The organism is Agromyces intestinalis (assembly GCF_008365295.1).
GTDB classification, from domain to species: domain Bacteria; phylum Actinomycetota; class Actinomycetes; order Actinomycetales; family Microbacteriaceae; genus Agromyces; species Agromyces intestinalis.
Genome location: NZ_CP043505.1, coordinates 646,609 through 666,387, shown reverse-complemented (window position 1 = coordinate 666,387; position 19,779 = coordinate 646,609). Strand labels below are relative to the sequence as shown.

Here is a 19,779-nt window from a genome sequence, read left to right as displayed (position 1 = left end):
TTGTAGCTTGGGACGTACCGCCCGAAAGGACACTCCTGCATGTTTGTCGCGATCCGCAACACCCCGCGCGATTACGCGTGGGGCTCGACCACCGACATCGCCGGGTTCCTCGGCGTGGAACCGTCGGGCGGGCCCGAGGCCGAGTTGTGGCTCGGTGCGCATGCCGGATCGCCGGCGCAGATCGTCGATCCCGCGCAGACCGGCGGGGCATCCGATCTCGCTGCCTGGATCCAGTTCGACCCGCATACTGCGCTCGGCGCCGAGTCGGCCGCCGAAGGCCGGCTGCCGTTCCTGCTGAAGCTGCTCGCGGCGGGTGGCCCGCTGTCGCTGCAGGCGCATCCCACACCCGACCAGGCGCGGGCGGGTTTCGCCCGCGAAGAGGCCGAGGGCGTCCCGATCGACGCGTACGACCGCAACTACAAGGACGCGTTCCACAAGCCCGAGCTCGTCGTCGCCGTCAGCGAGACCTTCGATGCGCTGTCGGGCTTCCGGCCGCTCGGCGAGGTGCGCGACATCCTCGAGCTGCTCAGGCGAGCGGATGCCTCGGATGCCGCGCCGGCACCCGGCGCGCTCGACCTGCTGGAGCAGCATCTCGACATCGGACTCGCCGACACCGTCGAGTGGCTGCTGCGCGACGGGCGCGGCGAAGACACGGGGCAGGCCGTGTGGGTCGTCGAGCGCGTCGTGCGGCTCGCCCGCTCGCGCGAGGCCGAGGAATCCGCCTACGCCGACTCGTTCGCGACGGTCGTCGACCTCTCGGTCGCGTATCCGGGCGACCCCGGCATCGTGATCTCGCTGCTGCTGAACCGGGTGCGGCTGCGCCGCGGCGAGGCGCTCTTCCTCGCCGCCGGCAACATCCACGCCTACCTGCACGGGCTCGGCATCGAGTTGATGGCGGCGAGCGACAACGTGCTGCGCGGCGGCTTGACGCCCAAGCACATCGACGTGTCCGAGCTGCTCGAGGTGCTCGACTTCACGCCGATGGCCCCGCCGCGCCTCGAGCCCGAGCGCGCGTCGCCGGGGGTGTTGACGTTCCGTCCCGACGTGCCCGACTTCGTGCTGCACCGCGTCGAGCCGGGCGAGGGCGGGTCGTCGTCGATCGAGCTCGACGGCCCGGCCATCGTGCTCGTGGAGGGGGACGCGGTGCGTCTCGAGGGCGCGCTCGGCGGGGTCGACGTGCCGCGCGGGGGAGCGGTCTACATCACGCCCGATGAGGGTCGGCTGAGCGTGTCGGGCCGCGGTGTCGCCTGGATCGCAACCAACGGATGACCCGCATGCGACGCGTGGACGCGGACGAGCCCCCTGCGGCGTGACCGATACGAGGGGATCCGAGCGATGGGTCAGCGATCCGCCTGGGTTGCGCGTGATGGCACCACGCGCCGCACCGCGCGACCGGCGAGGACGAACGGCCTGGTGACCGCCACGAGCGCACGCACGCTGCGACGAGCACGAAAATGCCGGAGCGTCGCGAGCTCCTCCTCCGACTGCGCCACACGAGCCGAAAGTCGACGTTCGCGCTCTGCCAGATCGGCGAGGTCGCTTCGCAGCGTCGTGATCAGTGCCTCCAGTTCACCTACCTGCTGCTCACGCCGCGCGGCGATGGCCTGGGCCGCCTCCAGGTCGTCCTGGAGAGCATGAACCTGCTCGTCGAGAGCCTGCCTGGCGCGTTCGACGGTTGCCGCCTCGTCGGCGGCGCGGCTCGCTCGTGAGCCGGCCCGAACCCACGTGGCGGTGAACTCCTGGAGCTTGGCGATCGATGCAGCCGTTTCGGCGGTCACGGACCGTTGCTGCTCGGGAGCAGCCGCGCAACGGCCCAGCACCTCCTTCAGACGTGTCGAGAGCGTGAATTCGGGAGCGTGGACGTCGGCGGCGACGAGCGCGAACGCGTGCGCGTCGACGAAGCCGTCGACCAGCTCCGAGGCGATTCGGGACGGCTCGCGTGCGGTGAATCCGCGCCCCGAGAAGTTGCGCGCGCGCGCCGCGTCGAAGTTCTCGGCGGAGAGCCAGCCCGGGCCGCCGAACCAGTCGTAGCAGTAGACCGGGCGAGACGCGCAGATCGCGTACTGCACGGTCTTCCCGATCGTGATCACGGCGTCGAACGGCTCGAGCACGGCGGGATCGAGCCGTCGAGGCGAACCACCCGGGGTGGACTCGCCGATGTACACCGCTTCGACGACGCCCTCGAGGCTCTCGAGCGCTTCGCGCACTTCGTCGGGGAGATGGTTGGACACGACGGCGATACGAATGAGAGCATCGCCGACCGGTCGTGCGGGGACGTCGAGGAACGCATCCGGAGCGGGATTCTCGAACAGGCCGATGCGCTCAGGGTCGAGGCGGTCGAGAAGTCCGGATTCTCGCTGGCGCTCGAGCGTTTCACGCGAATTGAACAGGGAGAGGGTGGCGAGGTCCGCCTCCGCCTCGGGGACGATCGGGAACTCGATCGGATGGACCCCGGACATGTGGTTGAAGACGACCGGGATCGAATCGGCCGCCCGCAGGATGGCCGGCGGGAGCACCCCATGATGGATCCACGCGAGGTCGATGTGGTACCCGTCGAGTCTCGCCGGGTCCATCAGCGCATCCACCGGGATGACTTCGACACCGCCCGTCGCATCGATGAGCGGTCGCAGCGGGGGCGTGCTCGCGTGAGTCGCCACCACGACGCGCGCTCCCCAGGCGACGAATTGCTCGATGAGTTCGAGCGTCACCATCTCGGATCCGGCGAACCGGCTGAGCTGCGCTTGGGCGACGAGCACCGTGCGCAGCGGCTCGCGGGTTGACACCTCGTCAGCGTACGACATCCCCGTGCCGGCCCCGGCGAACGACGAGCACCTCGTCGAGAAGTTCCTGCGCACGAGCGTCGAACGAGTGCAGCGAGCGCACTCGCTCGCTGATCTCACGCATGCGCTGCGCATCCGGGACCCAACGGTGATCGGTGAGCAACGTGCGCAGCTCATCGAGATCGTGATAGCTCCGCGCGGCGCCCTCGAACTCGTCGAGGCCCTCGACCTCGTCGCTCACGACCGGGGTCCCGGCGGCGATCGCATCGATCGTTCGGTTGTTGACGAAGCCCCATTCGGCCATCGACGGCATGTGGTCGTTCAAGACGATCGATGCCGATCGATAGGCGGCGGGCACCTCGTCGAAGGGCAGGAATTCACCTCGCACGCGCTCGGGTGGTGCGACCAGTCCCCAGCGGGGTCCCCAGAGCGCGAGCGGCGCGTCCACCGCGAGCGCATCGAGCACGACTCGCCGCCCGCCCTCGGTGATGCGCGGGCCGCCGACGAACAGCACTTCCCCGCTTCGATCCACCGAGTCATCCGCCGGATGGAAGCGATCGGGGTTCGTCGCCTGCAGCATGACGTGCACATCGACTCCGGTGCGCTCGCTCATCCACGCGGCCCACTTCGGCGACGCCGCGAAGACGAGATCGTACCCCCGCACTTCGTCGAAGGTCACGAGCTCGGGCCGGCTGATCACCCACAGGACGTTGATCGCACCGGGCTGGGGTTCGGCTCGGTGGAACCCGCGGATCGTGAGAACGACCTCATCGAGGTACGTCGTGGGCCGCTTGAACGCATGGCGGCGATCGATGACGACCTCTTGACCGTGTCGAGTCAGCGCAGCGGCGAGGTCCTCGGCGAACGGGATATCCCCCCAACCGTCACCGCCCCTGGTGTAATCGGCACCGATCTTGATCGCCCAGCGGAGTGCGGGCGCGACCTCCGTCGATGTCGACTCCGTCGGCCGGCGCACGAGAACGGGCGTGGCGGCACCGGCGAGATCGCCGTCGGGACGAAGGAAGACCGTGTCGAAGCCGAGCGCTTCGTATCGGTCGAGCTGAGCGCCGGGCAGGTTGCGTGACCAGCGGTCCAGGAAGAGCCGGTTGTCCACCGTCTCGAACGGCGTGATCCGCTTGGCGATCGCGGGGTTGGGGTGCTGAACGGCGACCGAATCGTCAACTCTGCGGAACGCGTTCTCGGCTCCTGCGGCGGCGCGAAGGCAGAAGTCGACGGTCGCCAGATCGCCGCGATACAGGGCATCGAGACCGCGCGCCTGCTGATATGCGTTGGCGCGAACCGCGAAGGCCGCACCGCTCACCGCGGACAGCACGGCGGGAGCACGGCGCGCGTCCTGAGGCGGATGCCCCTTGAGGAACGGCACCGGCCGCGCGTCCGGGAGCGTGAACACGTACCCTGCCGATTCGATGGTTCCGGTGGCATCCGTGATGAGCGGCTGCACGCCGATGAGATCGGGGTCGGCCTCGAGCGTCGCGAGAATGGGCTCGAGCCATGAGCGGCGCAGTTCGACGTGATTGTCGAGGAACACCACGACTCGACCCTGCGACTCGGCGAATCCGAGATTCATCGCGAGCGCAGTGGTGACCGGGCGGGGGGCACGACGGATGCGCACGCGCGGATTGGCGGCGTAGCGTGCGTCGGTGACCCGCGCGACGTACGCGCTCGAGGCGTTGTCGACGAGAACGACCTCGCAGTCGTCGGGAGTGGTACGCAGCACCTCGTCGATGTGCGCGATCGTTCGGTTCCCCTGCTCGTGCATGACGACGACCACGCTCGCCGCAAGCGGTCGCGGCTTCGCCTGCTCGCGCTCCCAGTCGATCAAGGCCTTCTCGGCGACGCGGAATCGCCAGGTGAACGGTTCCTTCATGGTGATGCGGTCGGCGGACCCGACATTGGAGTACTCGCAGCCGACGAAGGGGAGGTATCGGAGGGTGCCTCGAGCAGCGATACGCAGCACGAGATCGTAGTCGACCCATCGCTTCAGGGCTTCGTCGAACGGGCCGACCTCGGCGAGCGTCGATCGATGCAGCACGAGGCTGTTCATGTCGATGCCGTTCTCGACGAGCAGGTCTTCGAAGTCCACCTGGCCACCGCGGTATCGAGTCGTTCCGTCCGCCTCCGTGATCCGAAGGGCGGCGTACACCCCGAGCGCCTCGTCTCCGAATCCAGCGAGCGAGAGTTCGAGGAAGCGAGGCGTCCAGCGATTGTCACTGTCGAGGAACGCGACGTACCGTCCCCGTGCGTGATCGATGCCGGCATTCCGTGCGCGGCAGACACCCCCGTGCTCGACGCCGACCGGGATGATCCGCGAGTCCGCTGAAGCAGCCTCACGAACGACCTGCAGCGTGTCATCCGTCGAGCCGTCGTCGACGATGAGCAGCTCCCAGTTCGCGTGGGTCTGCGCGCGGACGGAGTCGATCGCGTGCAGGACCTCCGTGGAACGGTTCCAAACGGGCATGATGATCGACACCAGCGGCTGCTCGACGGGCGACATGCGCTCGGCCTCGACCCGTGCGATCCACGCGGCTTCAGCGGTGTCATCCCAGTCGCTGCGGACGGGGGCCATCCGTCGCCGGGCGGCGAGTGCGAGCCGGTGCCCGCTCTGGATGATCGATGCTCGTGCTTCGGCCCAGGTCGGGGCCACGCCCACGAAGTCGGCCGGCACCGGCAGGCGATCGTCGGGCTGCATCCGCTGCAGCTGCTCCCACGGATCGACGCCCTCGACGGGTTGGAAGATCGGGCTCCACGCGTGCGCAGTGGAGTCGGGGCTGTGGAGGTAGCGCAATGCGGCGTCCGCGAGTCCCGCCTCGAGGAAGTGGCGCACATCGCCGGGGAACATCAACGGTTCGATGAACGGATGCGGCGAGAATCCGCGATGGGCTCCCTCGCGCAGGTAGTGGAGCGCGAGCTGAAAGGGCGAGGCATCCGTCAGCCCGGACCACGCGGCGTAGTGCTCCGCGTCGAACAGTTCACTGGCCGCCAGGACGTTGGCACGCTGGTACTCGGCTGCGGCGCCGGTGAGCCGGGCGGAGCGACTGCTGGAGATGGTGGTCAACACGCGGAGGCTTCGCTTCGCGATGAGGCGGACACGCTGACGCAAGGTTGGAGCCTTCTCTGGGACGGGGCGACGGAGTTCGCGGAATACGCGCGGCCCAATCCTCGCATGACGTCGGCCAGGCGACGAGCCTCGTGGCGCGCGCGGTCAGCGGTCGGCGGTCAGCGGGATGAGGTATCGCCTGGCGATCCGTTCTTCGATCGGTTCCCCGTCGACACTGGTGGATTCCTGCCACCGGATCTCGATGCCGGTCGCATCCGGGAAGCGGTCCGCGAGGTCCTGTCGTTGCGCATCCCCGACGTCAGCTGGATCCCCGTGCACGGGGATCCAGCTGAATCGGTGGCCGAGAGCTGAGAGCTCCGCGATGCGCGCGCTCCCGACGGCGCGTGGCCAGGTCTCGACGCTGCGCGGGAACTGGAACTCGCCGAGACTCGTCGCGTACGGATCGCGGACGGCGTAGAACTCCGCCGCCGAGATGGGGGCGGATTCATCGTCGTGCATCAGGAGGAATCGTTGTCGAAAGGTGGTGATGGCACGGTCCTCGGATTGATTCCCCATGAACAACGGACCCATGACCGCGGGAAACGGCTCCGAAAGGGTGAAGAGGGTCATCGGTCCGATGCCGAGCGCGAGCGCGCCTGCGCCGAGGACGACGGGGTCCGCGAAGCGCGGGAGGCGCGGTGACAGCGATCGCTCGGGCGCCCTGCGGGCGGTCGCGATCACGATCACCCCGAACGCGATCAGCGCGACGAAGCCGATCACCGACCGCGACGAGTACCCGGCCAGCGATGGGCCCAGGGTTCTGACGTCGAATGACGTCCAGTAGACGCCGATGGCTGCCGCCGTCACGCCCGGCCAGATCAGCCATCGCCACGACGCGGCTCGACGACCTCTCGCCAACGGAAGCGGCGCGAGTGCTTTCGCACCCAGCGTGCCGAGCAGGATGAGGTAGACCAGGGTCAGCTTCGAGAAATCGATTCCGAGCACGAGCAGGATGCCGAGGTGGAACCCGACGGCGCCGAGCACGTACCAGCGGGTGACTCGTCGGGACACGATCGCGACGAGGAATCCGAGCTCGAACACGACGGTCGCGACGTCGAACGACTTCCAGAGCAGGAGGCTGTCGCTCGCGAGCAGCGTCTCACCCACGGCTCGGAGCGAAGACGACTGTTCGTACTGGCGGGCCCAGGCCTCGACCGCGGATGAGGTCGGATCGAGCCATCCGGTCGCCGCCTTCGCGATACCCGATGTCGCGAACTCCACCGCGGTCGCGACGGCGACCAGCGAGACCGCGATGGCAGAGGCATCCGCACGAGCTCGCCGAGGACGGATGAGCGAGTCGATCGAGAGCCGATCCCCCCACGCGGAGAACGACATGACGGCCGGCACCACCGTATAGAGCAGGATGTCGTGGTCGATCTTCCCGGTGCTGTAGCGGTAGCCCGAGAGGATCGTCTCGATGACCGCGAACGTCAGGCCGGCGGCACGCGTTCGCCAGCCCAGGGCGAGTGCGGCGAGCGCCCCCCGTGAGCCGACCTCGAGCGCGACGAGCCACCAGGTCGGCGGGAATCCGCCGAGCAGCACCATCGGCCCGAGCGGCGCGAAGTACACCTCGGCGGGAAGGCTTCCGAGCGGAGCCGCGTCGAGCGGCTGCCAGACGAGCAGGAGCCCGATCGCGAACGCGACGCGCGCGACTGCGAGCACCTGCGGAGGGGTTGCCCACTGCCGAACCCAGCGGTGAGGGACGGGCACCGTCGATCGGGCGTCGATTGGCACGCGGACAGCGTAGCGGTGCGGGCGAGCCGATTCGGAGCGCGGAAGTCGACGACGCGTGGCCGATCGAACGGCCTCCGCCATACCACGCGGTCGCCGAAATAGGGGTTGAGCCTCGCTGATGCGAAGATGTTCTCCGTATCCACCCCTGACCGCACAAGGTTACCCATGACGCTTCTCGCCGATGCTCCCGCGCGCCCGGCCGTCCCTCCGACGGCTCGACGTGGAGATATCGAGGGGCTCAGGGCGATTGCGGCCCTCCTCGTCGCCGCGTTCCACATCTGGCTCGGACGGGTGTCGGGCGGTGTGGACGTGTTCTTCGTGGTGTCGGGATTCCTGATCACCATGACGATCGTTCGCCAGATCGATCGCTTCGGCACGGTTCGACCGTTGGTCTATGTGGGCCGGCTCGCGCGACGGCTGCTTCCCGCAGCACTCATCGTGCTCGCCGTGACGGGCGTGGCGGCGCTCCTCATCCTCTCGCTCGCGGCCAGAGAGCGAACCTTCTCGGAGATCGCCGCCGCCGCCGGGTACGTCGAGAATTGGTTCCTCGCGTTCTCGTCCATCGACTACCTGGCTCGCGACGCGTTCCACTCTCCGGTCCAGCACTTCTGGGCGATGTCCGCGCAAGGGCAGTTCTATCTGATCTGGCTCGTGCTGGGGCTGGTGGTGGTCTGGATCGTTCGCCGATCCGCGATCGGGGTCAGGAGTGCGCTCATCGCGGGCATCTCCGTCGTGTTGGCGGCGTCGTTCGCCTGGTCGGTCGTCTCGACCGCGAACAACCAGGCGTTCGCCTATTACGACACGTTCGCACGCGTGTGGGAGTTCGCGCTCGGCGGCCTCACCGCGCTGGTGCTGACCAGGATCCCGCTTTCGCGAAGACTCGCCAGCGTGCTCGGCTGGTTCGGAGTCGCGGCGATCATCACGTGCGGATTGCTCCTCCAGGTCTCCGAGCTGTTCCCGGGCTGGGCGGCGCTCTGGCCTGCCGGTGCGGCGGTACTCGTGCTCTGGGCGCACGTGCAGCCGACGCGGTACGGCGCCGACCGGTTCCTGGGGCTCCGACCGCTCGTCTGGCTCGGCGGCCTGTCGTACGGGATCTACCTCTGGCATTGGCCGATCTTCGTCTTCGCGCTGTATCTTCGCGACGGTCGGCCCCTCGGCGTGCTCGCGGGCATGGCGGTGATCGCGGCCGCGATCGGGCTGGCGTGGCTCACGAAGCGATGCGTCGAACGACCGTTCACCACCGCGGCGGATTCGGAGCCGACCCGACGTGTCGCGCGAGCAGGATTGGCGGTCGCGCTCGCCGTCGTGCTGATCGCATCGTTCGGCGCCGGCATGTTCGAACGGAATCGCGCCGACGCGCAGGTCGCTGCCGAACAGGCGCTGATCGCGAACCCCGATGCATGTCTCGGTGCTGCATACCGGGTCGAACCCGAGTGCGCCGGAGTCGTGCCGCGCTCTCCCGCGATCCCCGAGAGCCCGCCCCATGATCGGTCGGAGGCGTACGCGCCCGAGTGCAGTGTTCCGCCGACGGAGTACGCGTTTCGGGAATGCTCGTGGGGTCCCGACGACGCTGAGAAGCGGATCGTGCTGATCGGCAACAGTCACGCGGTCTCGTGGTTTCCGGCGGTGAAGGCGATCATCGAGTCACACGGCTGGCGGTTGGATCTGTTCTTCAAGTCGGCGTGCGCGTTCAATACCGCCGAGCGCGATCTCGCGGCGGACGTCCGGCGCTCGTGCACCGAATGGAACGGGAAGCTGCAGGAGGTCCTCGCCGAACGCGAGCCCTACGACTATCTGTTGACGAGCTACTTCGCCGGGGAGGCCGAATTCGTGGATGCCGAGGGAAACCCGAGCGATCGAGCGGGCATCGACGGGTTCCGGGCCGCGTGGGAACCGGCGGTGGAGCGGGGCACCGAGGTGTGGGCGGTACGAGACATCCCGACGATGTCGAAGACGATGCACGAGTGCTACCAGCAGCACCTCGATGAACTCGAGCTCTGCGGCGCGTTGCTGCGCAGCGACGCGATCGAGGAGGAGGATCTGATCGTCGCGGCGGGCGCGGGACAGGACGGGGTGAAGGTGATCGACCTCACTGAGTACCTCTGCTCGGAGACCGAGTGCGAACTCACGATCGGTGGCGTGAACGTGTATCGCGACAGCAACCATCTCACCGCGACGTTCGCCGCGTCGATGGCCCCGTATCTCGCCCGAGCCGCCGGGATCGCAGAGTGAGCGGCCGCGACTCCGGCGGCGCGGTGCAGCCCGCTGGCCCGGGCGTGCCGGCGAAGACCGGCACGGCCCACCGCAACAACTTCGATGCGCTTCGGATCGCGGCCGCGCTCGCGGTGATCGTGGGGCACGGGTTCGAGCTGACCGGGCACGCATCGGCGGTGCCGCGTGTGCTCGGGTTCCCGCTGCACACGCTCGGAGTGCAGGTGTTCTTCATCATCAGCGGATACCTCATCGCGACGTCGTGGATACGATCACCGCGGCTGACGCACTACCTCCGCAATCGCGCACTGCGGATCTTTCCGGCGCTCGCCGCGGTGGTCCTCGCGTCCGTGTTCATCCTCGGGCCGATCATCAGTTCGCTGAGTGTGTCGGAGTACTTCCGCAGTGATCGAACGTGGAACTACCTCCTGAACATCTTCCTGCGGCCCGTCTACGACCTGCCGGGCGTGTTCTCGGAGAACGCCTTCTCGCACTCCGTGAACGGGTCGTTGTGGACCTTGCCGATCGAGTTCGCCTGCTATCTGTTCGTGCCGATCCTGCTGTTCGTCAAGCGACCGGCGTTGGCGGTGCTGGTCTTCGCGTTGGCGAGCGTCGGCGTCTCGCGTTTCGTCGATGAGCCGCTGATCGCGTATGGCACGTCGTGGCAGCGTGCGTTCGGGCTCTGGGTCGCGTTCGCCGCGGGCATGCTCATGGCGGTCTTGAGTCGGAAGATCCAGCGGCGAGCAGATGTCGCGCTGGTCCTCCTGGTGGTGCAGGTTCTGGTGGCCGCGTCCTTCGATCCCCCTACGGCCCGAGCGGTGGCATGGATCACGCTGCCATACGTGGTCATCACGTTCGGCATGATGAGTACGCCCGGTCTCCGATCGGTCTCCCGGTTCGGCGATATCTCCTACGGGCTGTATATCTTCGCGTTCCCGGTCCAGCAGCTCATCGTGATGAGGTATCCGGGTATCCCGCTGGCCGCGAACGTGATGATCGTCACGGTGGTCACCGCGCTCCTCGCGTTCGCATCGTGGCACGCGATCGAGAAGCATGCGCTCCGGCTCAAGGCACGCCCTTCGCGCGGCAGGCCAGAGGCGGCCCGCGACGCGAACGCAGTGCGAGGACCGGCGACCGGAGAAGGGCCGGCGGCACTGGAGACCTGACTCGCGGATCCGGATCCGGTGATCGTCGCACGGGCGGCGCCGGGCTGATCGCCACGGTGACCTACGCTTTCGGTATGCCCATGCTCCGCACCCTTCCGACAGGTGCGGCGCGAGCTGTCGCAGCGCAGACACGCCGGCGCCGTGGCCGACGCGCAGCAGAGGTGGTGGCACCGGGCGACCGCACGGTCGGTTGGGTCAGCGTCGTGATGCCGGTGCACGATGTCGAGCGCTACGTCGACGCCGCGATCCGCTCGGTGCTCGCCCAGGGGCGCTGGCGGGTCGAGATCGTCGTCGTCGACGATGCATCGACCGACGGCACCACCGAGCGGGTGCGCCGTTGGGTGGCGCGTGACTCGCGGGTGCGACTCGTCGAGGCATCCTTCGGTGACGTGAACGCCAGTCGCAATCTCGGCATCGCCGAAGCGCGCGGCGAGTACCTGGCGTTCCTCGACGGCGACGACCTCATGCTGGCAGGCGCACTGCGCGACCTCGTCGGCGCGCTCGAGGCATCCGGTTCCGACTTCGCGGTCGGCGGATACGACCGCCTCCTCGGCGGGCGACGAACGCCGCCCGCGTTCTGGATCAGTGAGGCTCATGGGCAGGATCGGCGCGCGACCTCGGCTGCGGAGTTTCCGCAGATCATGGTGAACGCCGTGCAGTGGACGAAGGTGTACCGCCGCAGCTTCTGGGATGCCGCGGGGCTCGCGTTTCCCGAGGGCGGGCACTTCCAAGACCAGTTGGTGAGCGCGAGCGCGTACGCCCGCGCCGAGCGCATCGACGTGCTCGCCCGCCCGGTGGTCTCGTGGCGCATCCGGTCAGACGGCTCCTCGATGACCCAGCAGAGTGTGCGGCCCGCGCAGGTGCACGACCGCTTCGCGACCGCGGTCGGCGCGCTCGAGGTGCTCGAGCACGAGTCGACGACGGCGGTGCACCTCGCGAGGCTCGGGCAGTTCCTCGGCTACGACGCGGCCGTCGCGGCCGCCGAACTGCCGCGGATGGGCGATGAGGCGTACGCCGCGCTGCGATCGGGGCTCACCGCGCTCGCTCCCGACGCCGACGACCCGGTCTGGCACGTGGTGCCCGCCGAGTACAAGGTGCTGTTCGAGTTCGTGCTGCGCGACGATCGGGCCCGGGCGCTCGAGTACATCGCTCGGGGAGGACTCGACCTGCTCCGGCACGACCTCGTACGCATCGACGGGGTCGACTACGTGCGGATGCCGTTCTGGGGCGACGAATCGGCCGCCGTGCCGCTCGTCAGGTTCCGAGCGGCACCGCGCGAGCTCAGGGCGTTCGCCGCGGCATCCGACCGCTGAGCGTGACTCAGCTCGCGACCGACGAGAGGTCCGCGTCCGGCTCCACCGCAGACAGCACGCCCAGGTGCGACCCGAAGGTGCGCCGATACGCGGTCGGCGTGGTCTGCAGCACCTTCACGAAATGGTGGCGCATGACCGATGCCGCGCCGAAGCCGGTCTCGCGGGCGATCTCCTCGAGGCTGAGGTCGCTGCCCTCGAGCAGCTCCTGGGCGCGCAGAAGGCGCTGACGGTTGAGCCAGGCGTTCGGGGTGGTGCCGGTCTCGGCGCGGAACTTGCGCGCGAACGTGCGGGGCGACATGAGGGCCTTGCGGGCGAGGCGGTCGACGGTGAGCTCCTCGTCGAGGTGCTCGACCATCCACGTGGTCACGGCGGCGAGCGAGTCGCTGCGGCACTCGACGACGGGCGTGCGGATGAACTGCGACTGCCCGCCGTCGCGCTGGGGCGGCACCACCATGCGACGAGCGACGATATTGGCCTGTGCGACGCCGAGCTCGGTGCGCACGATGTGCAGGGCCGCGTCGATGCCGGCCGCGGTGCCGGCACCGGTGACGATGTTGCCGTCTTGGACGAACAGCACATCGGGGTCGACCTCGATCGAGGGGTAGCGCTCGGCCAGCAGGTCGGCGTACATCCAGTGCGTGGTCGCGCGGCGGCCGTCGAGCACGCCGGCCTCGGCGAGCATGAACGAGCCAGAGCAGACGCTCAGCACCCATGCGCCGCGTTCGGCGGCGTCGCGGATGACTCGGAGCACGGCCTCGTCGGCCGGCGTTCCGACCGGGGATGCGGGAACGGCGATGAGGTCGGCGGTGGCCGCGAACTCGAGGCCCTCGTCGACGTTGATCGAGAAGCCGAGCTTGGTCGGGATCGGCCCGGGCTCGGCGGTGACGACGTGGAAGTCGAACGCGACCCCGCCGTGCTCGGTGCGGTCGATGCCGAACACCTCGCAGATCACGCCGAACTCGAAGGGCGCCATCTGCGGCACGGCGATGCAGGCGACGGTCTTGAGCATGAGGGCCTCCGGTGGGCGGCTGGGGGATGGCAGGAATGAGCCGATCTACGTCCACCCTGCCACTGTCGGCAGGATCTGGCAACCCATAGCGTTTCTGCCATGTCGATCATCCTGTTCCTCATCGTCACCGCCCTCGTCGTGTCGGGGCTGGTCGGTGCGGTGCTCGGGTTCGTGCGCGACGGATACGGTTGGCGGGGCATCCCCGACCGGCTCCACGACGCCGAACTCCGCGGCACCGCCGAGGCGCGCTGAGCGCCGCCCACTCGCCGTCACGCCCGTCCAGTACCATCGGACGGGCGTCACGACGGGCGCAGGAGAGGCGGACGAGATGACCTGGTTAGTGACCGGTGGAGCCGGCTACATCGGCGCCCACGTGGCCCGCGCCTTCGCGGCCAAGGGCATCGAGGCGGTCGTGCTCGACGACCTGTCGACCGGGCGCGTGGAGTTCGTGCCGACGGGCACCCCGTTCGTGCAGGGCTCGATCCTCGACGGGTCGCTCATCGAGAACACCGTCGAGCGCTTCGGCGTGACGGGCGTCGTGCACCTGGCCGGGTTCAAGTTCGCCGGCGTCTCGGTGCAGGAACCTCTGCGCGCCTACCACCAGAACGTCACGGGCACGGCCACGCTGCTCGCCGCGATGGAGCACACCGGCGTCGAGCGCATGGTGTTCTCGTCGAGCGCCGCCGTCTACGGCACGCCCGACGTCGACCTCGTCACCGAGGGCACCCCGAAGCATCCCGAGTCGCCCTATGGCGAGTCGAAACTCATCGGCGAGTGGCTGCTCGCCGACCAGGGCCGCGCGCAGGGCCTGCGCCACACCAGCCTGCGCTACTTCAACGTGGTCGGTTCCGGCACCCCCGACATCTACGATGTCAGCCCGCACAACCTGTTCCCACTCGTCTTCGACGCGCTGCTGGCGGGTCGTACGCCGCGCATCAACGGCGACGACTACCCGACCCCCGACGGCACCTGCGTGCGCGACTACATCCACGTCGCCGACCTCGCCGACGCGCACGTCGTCGCGGCGCAACGGCTCGACGCCGGCCAAGTCATCGAGCCGGTCTACAACCTCGGCTCGGGCGACGGCGTATCGGTCGGCGAGATCATGCGCGCGGTCGCCGAGGTGACCGGCATCGACTTCACCCCCGAGATCGCGCCGCGACGTCAGGGCGACCCCGCGCGCATCGTGGCGTCGGGTGAACTCGCCGCCCGCGACCTCGACTGGCGGATGCGCCACACCCTCGCCGAGATGGTCGAGAGCGCCTGGCAGGCCCGCAAAGCCGCGGCCTGAGGCATCCGTTCATCACGGCTCGGACACGGCGTCGGCGTGTCGCGCGCGCCGTGAAGCCTCGACGGTGGCTTGAGGGTTTACGATTCCCGGCTTGACTCGATCGAATCACATCGGTGTAATTGTTCTGACACGCCCTCGTGGCGGTCGGTACAACTGGGTGGGAGACGATATGGGCAATCCTGAATATCGTTCTGGAGTACCTGAAGACTGGTTCGTCGACCCCGTGCGCCTCGGCGTGCCGGGGGTGCGTCCTGCGGTGGATGACGACGATCCGTTGGCGTGGCAGAGCGATGCGCTCTGCGCGCAGACCGATCCCGAAGCGTTCTTCCCCGAGAAGGGCGGCTCGACGCGCGATGCGAAGCGCATCTGCACCGGATGCGAAGTCCGTGCGCAGTGCCTCGAGTACGCACTCTCGAATGACGAGCGTTTCGGTATCTGGGGCGGGCTCTCCGAACGCGAGCGGCGCAAGCTGCGCAAGCGCGCCGTCTGACGCGCTGCGCGCGAACGCGCCGACGAGGCGACCGGCACCGAAGCCGGCCGTCGGGCCACCGGACCCGTTCCGCGGCACGCCCACGCGGCCTCCCGAGTCGCGGTGGGCCAGCCGCCTAGGCTGACCCCGATGTTCCCCAGAGTCACCGCGATCCTCGTCGTTCAGCACGCCGGCGACCGTCTGCAGACCACGCTCGACGCCCTGCAGGCCCAGGAACGCCGCCCCGACGCCGTCATCGCGGTGCTCGCGGACGCCGGTCAGGCCGCGCTCGACCAGGTCGCCGCCATCGGCCCGACCCACGTCATCCAACTCGCCAACCGCGTGCCCTTCGGCGAGGCGGTGCGCGCGGCCGACGCGGTGCTCGAGGCACCGACAGGCGAGGCCGACGCGCTCTGGCTGCTCGCCGAGGACGCCGCGCCCGAAGCCGACGCGCTCGCCGTGCTCGTCGCGCTGCTCGAGCTCAACCGGTCGGTGGCGATCGTCGCCCCGAAGCTCGTGGAGTGGGAGCATCCCGATCGCATCGCGCACCTCGGCCGATCCATCACCCGGTACGGGCGCACCGTCGATCTCGTCCGCGATGAGCTCGACCAGGGCCAGCACGACGACCTGAGCGACGTGCTCGGCGCCGACGCTCCCGGCATCCTCGTGCGCCACGAGGTGTGGCGTTCGCTCGGCGGGTTCGATCCGGCCCTGCCGGTGGTCGACGACGCGCTCGACCTGTCGATCCGGGCGAGGCTCGCCGAGCACCGGGTCGCGGCGGCGCCCACCGCACGTGTGCGCTTCGCGGGTGCCGGCGTGGCCGGCGAGCCGGTCGGCGGCGCCCGGGTGCTGCGCCGGCGGTACGCGCTCGAACGCCGAGCCCAACTGCACCGCCGCATGGCCTACGCGCCCGCGGCGACCCTTCCGCTGCACTGGATCACGCTGCTTCCGCTCGCGATCGTGCGATCGATCGGGATGCTGCTGATCAAGGCGCCGGGTCGCATCGTCGGCGAGTTCGGCGCGGCACTGCGAGCGATGTTCTCGTTCGGACGCGTCGCCGCCGCGCGTCGCACCCTGAAGCGTGCCCGCACGACGGGATGGTCGGCGATCGCGCCGCTGCGCATCCCGCCCGACGAGGTGCGTCGACGTCGACGACTCGACGCCGAGGCGCGCCGGGCACGGGCCCGCGGCCGCACCGACGGGGCGAGGTTCCTCGCCACCGGTGGCGGCTGGGTGCTGCTGGTGACGGCGCTCATCGGCATCGTGCTCACCGCGCGACTGTTCGGCGCGAACGGCATCGCGGGCGGTGCGCTGCTGCCGCTGTCGGGGCACCTCGGCGAGCTCTGGCGCAATGCCGGCTACGGCTGGCGGGATGTCGGCGCCGGGTTCGTCGGCGCGGCCGACCCGTTCGCCGGGTTGCTCGCGGTGCTCGGATCGATCGCGTTCTGGGCGCCGTCGTGGGCGCTCGTCGGGCTCTGGATCGTCGCCCTGCCCGCCGCGGCGCTCGGCGCCTGGTTCACGATGTCGCGGCTCACCGACCGCGGTGGGCTGCGGGCGCTCGGAGCCGTCGTGTGGGCGGTCGCGCCGCCGTTCCTCGTCGCACTCGCCGACGGCCGCCCGGCGGCCGTGCTCGCGCACGTGCTGCTCGGCTGGCTCGCGTACGCGGCGCTCGGTGCCGCTCGGTCCTGGGCGGCGGCGGCCACCGCCGGGCTGCTCGCCGCAGGCGTGGTCGCGGCGGCGCCGAGCCTCACGCCCGCCCTGGTGGTGGGCTGGGTCGTCGGCCTCGCGGTGAGCGGACGCCGCGCAGTGCGGCTGCTCGTCGTTCCGCTGCCGGCGCTCGCGCTGTCCCTTCCGCTCGTGTGGCAGCAGGTCGTGCGCGGCACGCCGCTCGGGCTCGCGGCCGACCCCGGGGCATCCGTGTCGAGTGCCGTGCCCGACCCCTGGTGGCTCGTGCTCGGGTTCCCGGGCGGTGGCGGTGGCGGCTGGCCCGCGACGATCGACGCCGTGGCCCGCCTCTCGGGGAGCGTGGACCCGCACTGGGTCGCGACCGCGCTGCTCGCACCCCTCGTGCTGCTGGCCGTGCTCGCCGTCGCGCGGCGTCGTGCGCTGCCCGCGGTCGCGGCGCTCGGTGCGGCACTGCTGGGCCTCGCGATCGCCGTCGCCGCCGCGCAGGTGTCGGTCGCGACGGTCGGCGCCGACGCGGTGGCCGTGTGGACGGGCGCCGGTCAGAGCCTCATGTGGCTGGGCCTCATCGCCGCGGCCGTGCTGTGCCTCGACGGGCTGCGCCATGGTCGGAACTGGCTCGCGGCGCTCACTGGCGTCGCGGTCGTCGTGGCCGTGCTGCCCGCCGCGATCGCGCTGACGACCGGCCAGGCCACTGTGCACCCTGCCGCCGATCGGGACATGCCGGCGTTCGTGGTCGCCGAGGCCGAGAAGGATCCGCGCGTGGCGACGATCACGATCGAGCCGTTGCGGGGCGGCAGCGTGCACGCCGAACTCGTGCACGGCACGGGCGACACGCTCGACGCGGCATCGACGCTCGCCGCGACCCGCACCGCCCTCACCGAGGACGAGCAGACTTTGGCCGAGATCGCGGGCAACCTCGCGTCGCGCAGCGGCGCCGATGCGGATGCCGCGGTGCGGGAGTTCGGCGCCCGATTCGTGCTGCTCGCGCCGCCGTCGGGTGCGGCCGAGCGCGACCGGCGGGCGCAGGCCGCCGAGGACCGCGCGCGGGCTGCGCTCGACGGCAACGCCGCGCTGGTCGCGGTCGGCGACACCGCGTTCGGTCGGTTGTATCGATTCGCGGATGCCACGTCGCCGGCGCCGGCCGCGGCGATCCCCGTGGGCGCCGGCTCGCCGCTCGCCGGCTGGATCACGGCGGGTCAATGGCTGGTGCTCGGATTCGCGCTACTGCTCTCGATCCCGACGGGCGTGGGCCGCGAGGCCGAACGTCGGCGCCGCCCGCCCCGGGCCAAGCGTGCGTCGGCCGGGACGGCCGCCGTGGCGGACGCTGTGGCGCAGGACGAGGGAGCCAAGCCCGGCGAGCCCGGTGAGCCCGACGCAGCCGCGGAGCCCGGTGAGCCGGAGGCATCCGGTGAGCCGGAGGCATCCGGTGAGCCCGAGGCCTCCGCGGAGCCCGGTGAGCCCGAGGCGTCGGAACAGCCCGAGACATCCGATGAGCCCGAAGCATCCGGTGAGCCCGACGAACCCGCCGACCGACCCGCCGAGGGAGGCGATGATGATGGACGCTGAGCGACGCAACCGAGGCCTGCGCGCCGCCGGCCGCGGTGTGGCCGCCGTGGCCGCCGCGGCCGTGTGCACCGCCGCGGTCGCGGCCGCCATGCTGGTGCCCTGGCCCGAGCACCGTGCCGAGCCGGAGTCGGTCGTCGTCGCGCCGGTCGAGAGCCGGCAGCAGCGCGTCTGCCCGGGCCCGCTGCTCGAGCTCGCCGAAGACGCCGAGGCCGCCACGGCCGCCACCTCGTTCGGATCGGCCGACCTGGTGACCGCGACCTTCCCGGCCGATATCGAGGTCGACGAAGTGCCGCTCGAGGCGCCCGACAACGATCAGGCCGACGACGACGGCGCCCCGGTCGCCATCGAGGTCGAACCGAGCGCAGCCGAGATCGGCATGCTCGCGGGCGCGCAGGAGCAGCGGGCGCGACAGGAGATGCTCGCCGGTCTCGCCATCGCCGCGTGCCGCGAACCGGCCGCCGAGTCCTGGCTCGTCGGCGGATCGACCGCGCTCGGGCGAACATCGCTCGTGCTGCTCGCCAACCCGACCGACGTGGCGGCGACCGTCGACCTGCGCATCTTCGGCGAGGAGGGCACGGTCGAGGCGCCTGCCGGACTCGGCCTCGTGGTGCCGCCCGGCACGCAGCGCGTCGTCTCGCTGGCGGGGCTCGCGCCCGACATCGCCGCACCCGTGGTGCGCGTGACGAGCTCTGGCGGGCGGATCGCCGCCACCCTGCAGCAGTCGGCGATCGACGGACTCGTTCCGGCCGGAGTCGAGCTCATCGCGCCAGCGGCCGCCCCCAGCGATCAGGCGCGCATCCCCGGGTTCGTGGTGGCAGAGGAGGGCGGCGTGCCCGTCGATGAAGACCATCTCGACGGCGACGGGTTCCCGGCACTGCGACTGCTCGCGCCCGGTGCCGACGACGTCGAGGCGACCGTGTCGGTGGTGCCCGAACAGGGCGGCGCGCGCACTTCGATCGACGTGTCGTTGCTGGCGGGCCAGACGATCGACGTGCCATTGGGCGAGCTGTCGCCGGGCGCCTACGCGATCGACCTGGTGGCCGATGGGCCGGTCGTCGCTGCCGCGAGGTCGAGCTTCGCACCCGGCGAGGAGGAGGACGACACGGGCGACTTCGCCTGGTTCCCGGCGACCACGGCGCTGATCGGCGACCTTGCGGTCGCGGTGCCGGATGTCCCGGCGCCCGTGCTGCACCTGGTCGCCGCAGGCACCGACGACGTGGATGTGGTCGTCGCGACCCGCGGCGCACAGCGCGACGTCACGGTGCCCGGCGGGGGAGGGGTCGCGGTCACGCTGCGGCCCGGCGACCAGGTGGTGCTGCGCGGCGTCGAGGGCCTGCACGCGTCGGTCTCATCGATCGGCGCCCGGATGCTGTCGTCGTTCTCGGTCGAGCCGCCCGGGCCCGTGGACGCGCCGATCCGGGTCTACCCGCGCTGAG

At 70.3% G+C, this 19,779-nt stretch carries 13 protein-coding genes; 9 read left to right on the top strand and 4 right to left on the bottom strand.

Translation table 11 applies throughout. The features are described from left to right. Window positions 1-39 precede the first annotated feature (39 nt). A complete protein-coding gene (gene manA, locus FLP10_RS03155) occupies window positions 40-1,269 on the top strand; it encodes a mannose-6-phosphate isomerase, class I (protein ID WP_149159546.1) in 1,230 nt (409 codons plus the stop codon). Between the two features lie 71 nt (window positions 1,270-1,340). Here the strand turns inward: manA and FLP10_RS03150 are convergent, their stop codons facing one another. The 3 genes from FLP10_RS03150 to FLP10_RS03140 all read right to left on the bottom strand — a co-directional run bounded on the left by FLP10_RS03150 (window position 1,341) and on the right by FLP10_RS03140 (window position 7,632). Further along, entirely contained in the window at window positions 1,341-2,783 is a 1,443-nt protein-coding gene (locus FLP10_RS03150; RefSeq protein ID WP_149159545.1) for a hypothetical protein, read from the bottom strand. A 4-nt stretch (window positions 2,784-2,787) separates the two neighbouring features. Then, window positions 2,788-5,856 (bottom strand): glycosyltransferase, encoded by a 3,069-nt coding sequence (locus FLP10_RS03145; RefSeq protein ID WP_149159544.1) that lies wholly within the window; start codon window positions 5,854-5,856, stop codon window positions 2,788-2,790. 147 nt (window positions 5,857-6,003) lie between these two features. Then, window positions 6,004-7,632, bottom strand: a complete 1,629-nt coding sequence (locus FLP10_RS03140) for an HTTM domain-containing protein (protein WP_149159543.1) — start codon at window positions 7,630-7,632, stop codon at window positions 6,004-6,006. A 165-nt stretch (window positions 7,633-7,797) separates the two neighbouring features. Here FLP10_RS03140 and FLP10_RS03135 point away from each other — a divergent pair, with 165 nt between their 5' ends. The 3 genes from FLP10_RS03135 (at window position 7,798) to FLP10_RS03125 (ending at window position 12,322) form a co-directional block, all read left to right on the top strand. Further along, window positions 7,798-9,864: an acyltransferase family protein gene (locus tag FLP10_RS03135; protein ID WP_168209087.1), complete on the top strand. Its 2,067-nt coding sequence runs from the start codon at window positions 7,798-7,800 to the stop codon at window positions 9,862-9,864. Beyond that, the gene (locus FLP10_RS03130; RefSeq protein ID WP_168209086.1) at window positions 9,750-11,009 is read left to right on the top strand and encodes an acyltransferase family protein; all 1,260 of its coding nucleotides are present in this window, start codon (window positions 9,750-9,752) and stop codon (window positions 11,007-11,009) included. The genes FLP10_RS03135 and FLP10_RS03130 overlap by 115 nt, the downstream gene beginning before the upstream one ends. Window positions 11,010-11,173: 164 nt before the next feature. Next, window positions 11,174-12,322: a glycosyltransferase family 2 protein gene (locus FLP10_RS03125; RefSeq protein ID WP_168209085.1), complete on the top strand. Its 1,149-nt coding sequence runs from the start codon at window positions 11,174-11,176 to the stop codon at window positions 12,320-12,322. Between the two features lie 7 nt (window positions 12,323-12,329). Here FLP10_RS03125 and FLP10_RS03120 read toward each other — a convergent pair whose 3' ends face one another. Further along, window positions 12,330-13,331: a GlxA family transcriptional regulator gene (locus FLP10_RS03120; RefSeq protein WP_149159539.1), complete on the bottom strand. Its 1,002-nt coding sequence runs from the start codon at window positions 13,329-13,331 to the stop codon at window positions 12,330-12,332. A 99-nt stretch (window positions 13,332-13,430) separates the two neighbouring features. On the opposite strand from FLP10_RS03120, the gene FLP10_RS17355 reads away from it, so the two are divergent. The 5 genes from FLP10_RS17355 to FLP10_RS03100 all read left to right on the top strand — a co-directional run bounded on the left by FLP10_RS17355 (window position 13,431) and on the right by FLP10_RS03100 (window position 19,778). Next, the gene (locus tag FLP10_RS17355) at window positions 13,431-13,583 is read left to right on the top strand and encodes a hypothetical protein (RefSeq protein ID WP_168209084.1); all 153 of its coding nucleotides are present in this window, start codon (window positions 13,431-13,433) and stop codon (window positions 13,581-13,583) included. A 76-nt stretch (window positions 13,584-13,659) separates the two neighbouring features. Next, window positions 13,660-14,622: a UDP-glucose 4-epimerase GalE gene (galE, locus tag FLP10_RS03115; protein WP_149159538.1), complete on the top strand. Its 963-nt coding sequence runs from the start codon at window positions 13,660-13,662 to the stop codon at window positions 14,620-14,622. 169 nt (window positions 14,623-14,791) lie between these two features. Further along, entirely contained in the window at window positions 14,792-15,112 is a 321-nt protein-coding gene (locus FLP10_RS03110; RefSeq protein ID WP_149159537.1) for a WhiB family transcriptional regulator, read from the top strand. A gap of 129 nt (window positions 15,113-15,241) precedes the next feature. Then, on the top strand, window positions 15,242-18,343 hold the full coding sequence (locus FLP10_RS03105; protein ID WP_149159536.1) for a glycosyltransferase: 3,102 nt from the start codon (window positions 15,242-15,244) through the stop codon (window positions 18,341-18,343). Then, window positions 18,333-19,778 (top strand): DUF5719 family protein, encoded by a 1,446-nt coding sequence (locus FLP10_RS03100; protein WP_168209083.1) that lies wholly within the window; start codon window positions 18,333-18,335, stop codon window positions 19,776-19,778. The genes FLP10_RS03105 and FLP10_RS03100 overlap by 11 nt, the downstream gene beginning before the upstream one ends. Window position 19,779: the final 1 nt, after the last annotated feature.

Coding starts and splice junctions, on each gene's coding strand:
- galE (WP_149159538.1), top strand. CDS start 13,660: ATGACCTGGTTAGTGACCGGTGGAGCCGGCTACATCGGCGCCCACGTG.
- manA (WP_149159546.1), top strand. CDS start 40: ATGTTTGTCGCGATCCGCAACACCCCGCGCGATTACGCGTGGGGCTCG.
- FLP10_RS03110 (WP_149159537.1), top strand. CDS start 14,792: ATGGGCAATCCTGAATATCGTTCTGGAGTACCTGAAGACTGGTTCGTC.
- FLP10_RS03135 (WP_168209087.1), top strand. CDS start 7,798: ATGACGCTTCTCGCCGATGCTCCCGCGCGCCCGGCCGTCCCTCCGACG.
- FLP10_RS03120 (WP_149159539.1), bottom strand. CDS start 13,331: ATGCTCAAGACCGTCGCCTGCATCGCCGTGCCGCAGATGGCGCCCTTC.
- FLP10_RS03105 (WP_149159536.1), top strand. CDS start 15,242: ATGTTCCCCAGAGTCACCGCGATCCTCGTCGTTCAGCACGCCGGCGAC.
- FLP10_RS03100 (WP_168209083.1), top strand. CDS start 18,333: ATGGACGCTGAGCGACGCAACCGAGGCCTGCGCGCCGCCGGCCGCGGT.
- FLP10_RS17355 (WP_168209084.1), top strand. CDS start 13,431: ATGTCGATCATCCTGTTCCTCATCGTCACCGCCCTCGTCGTGTCGGGG.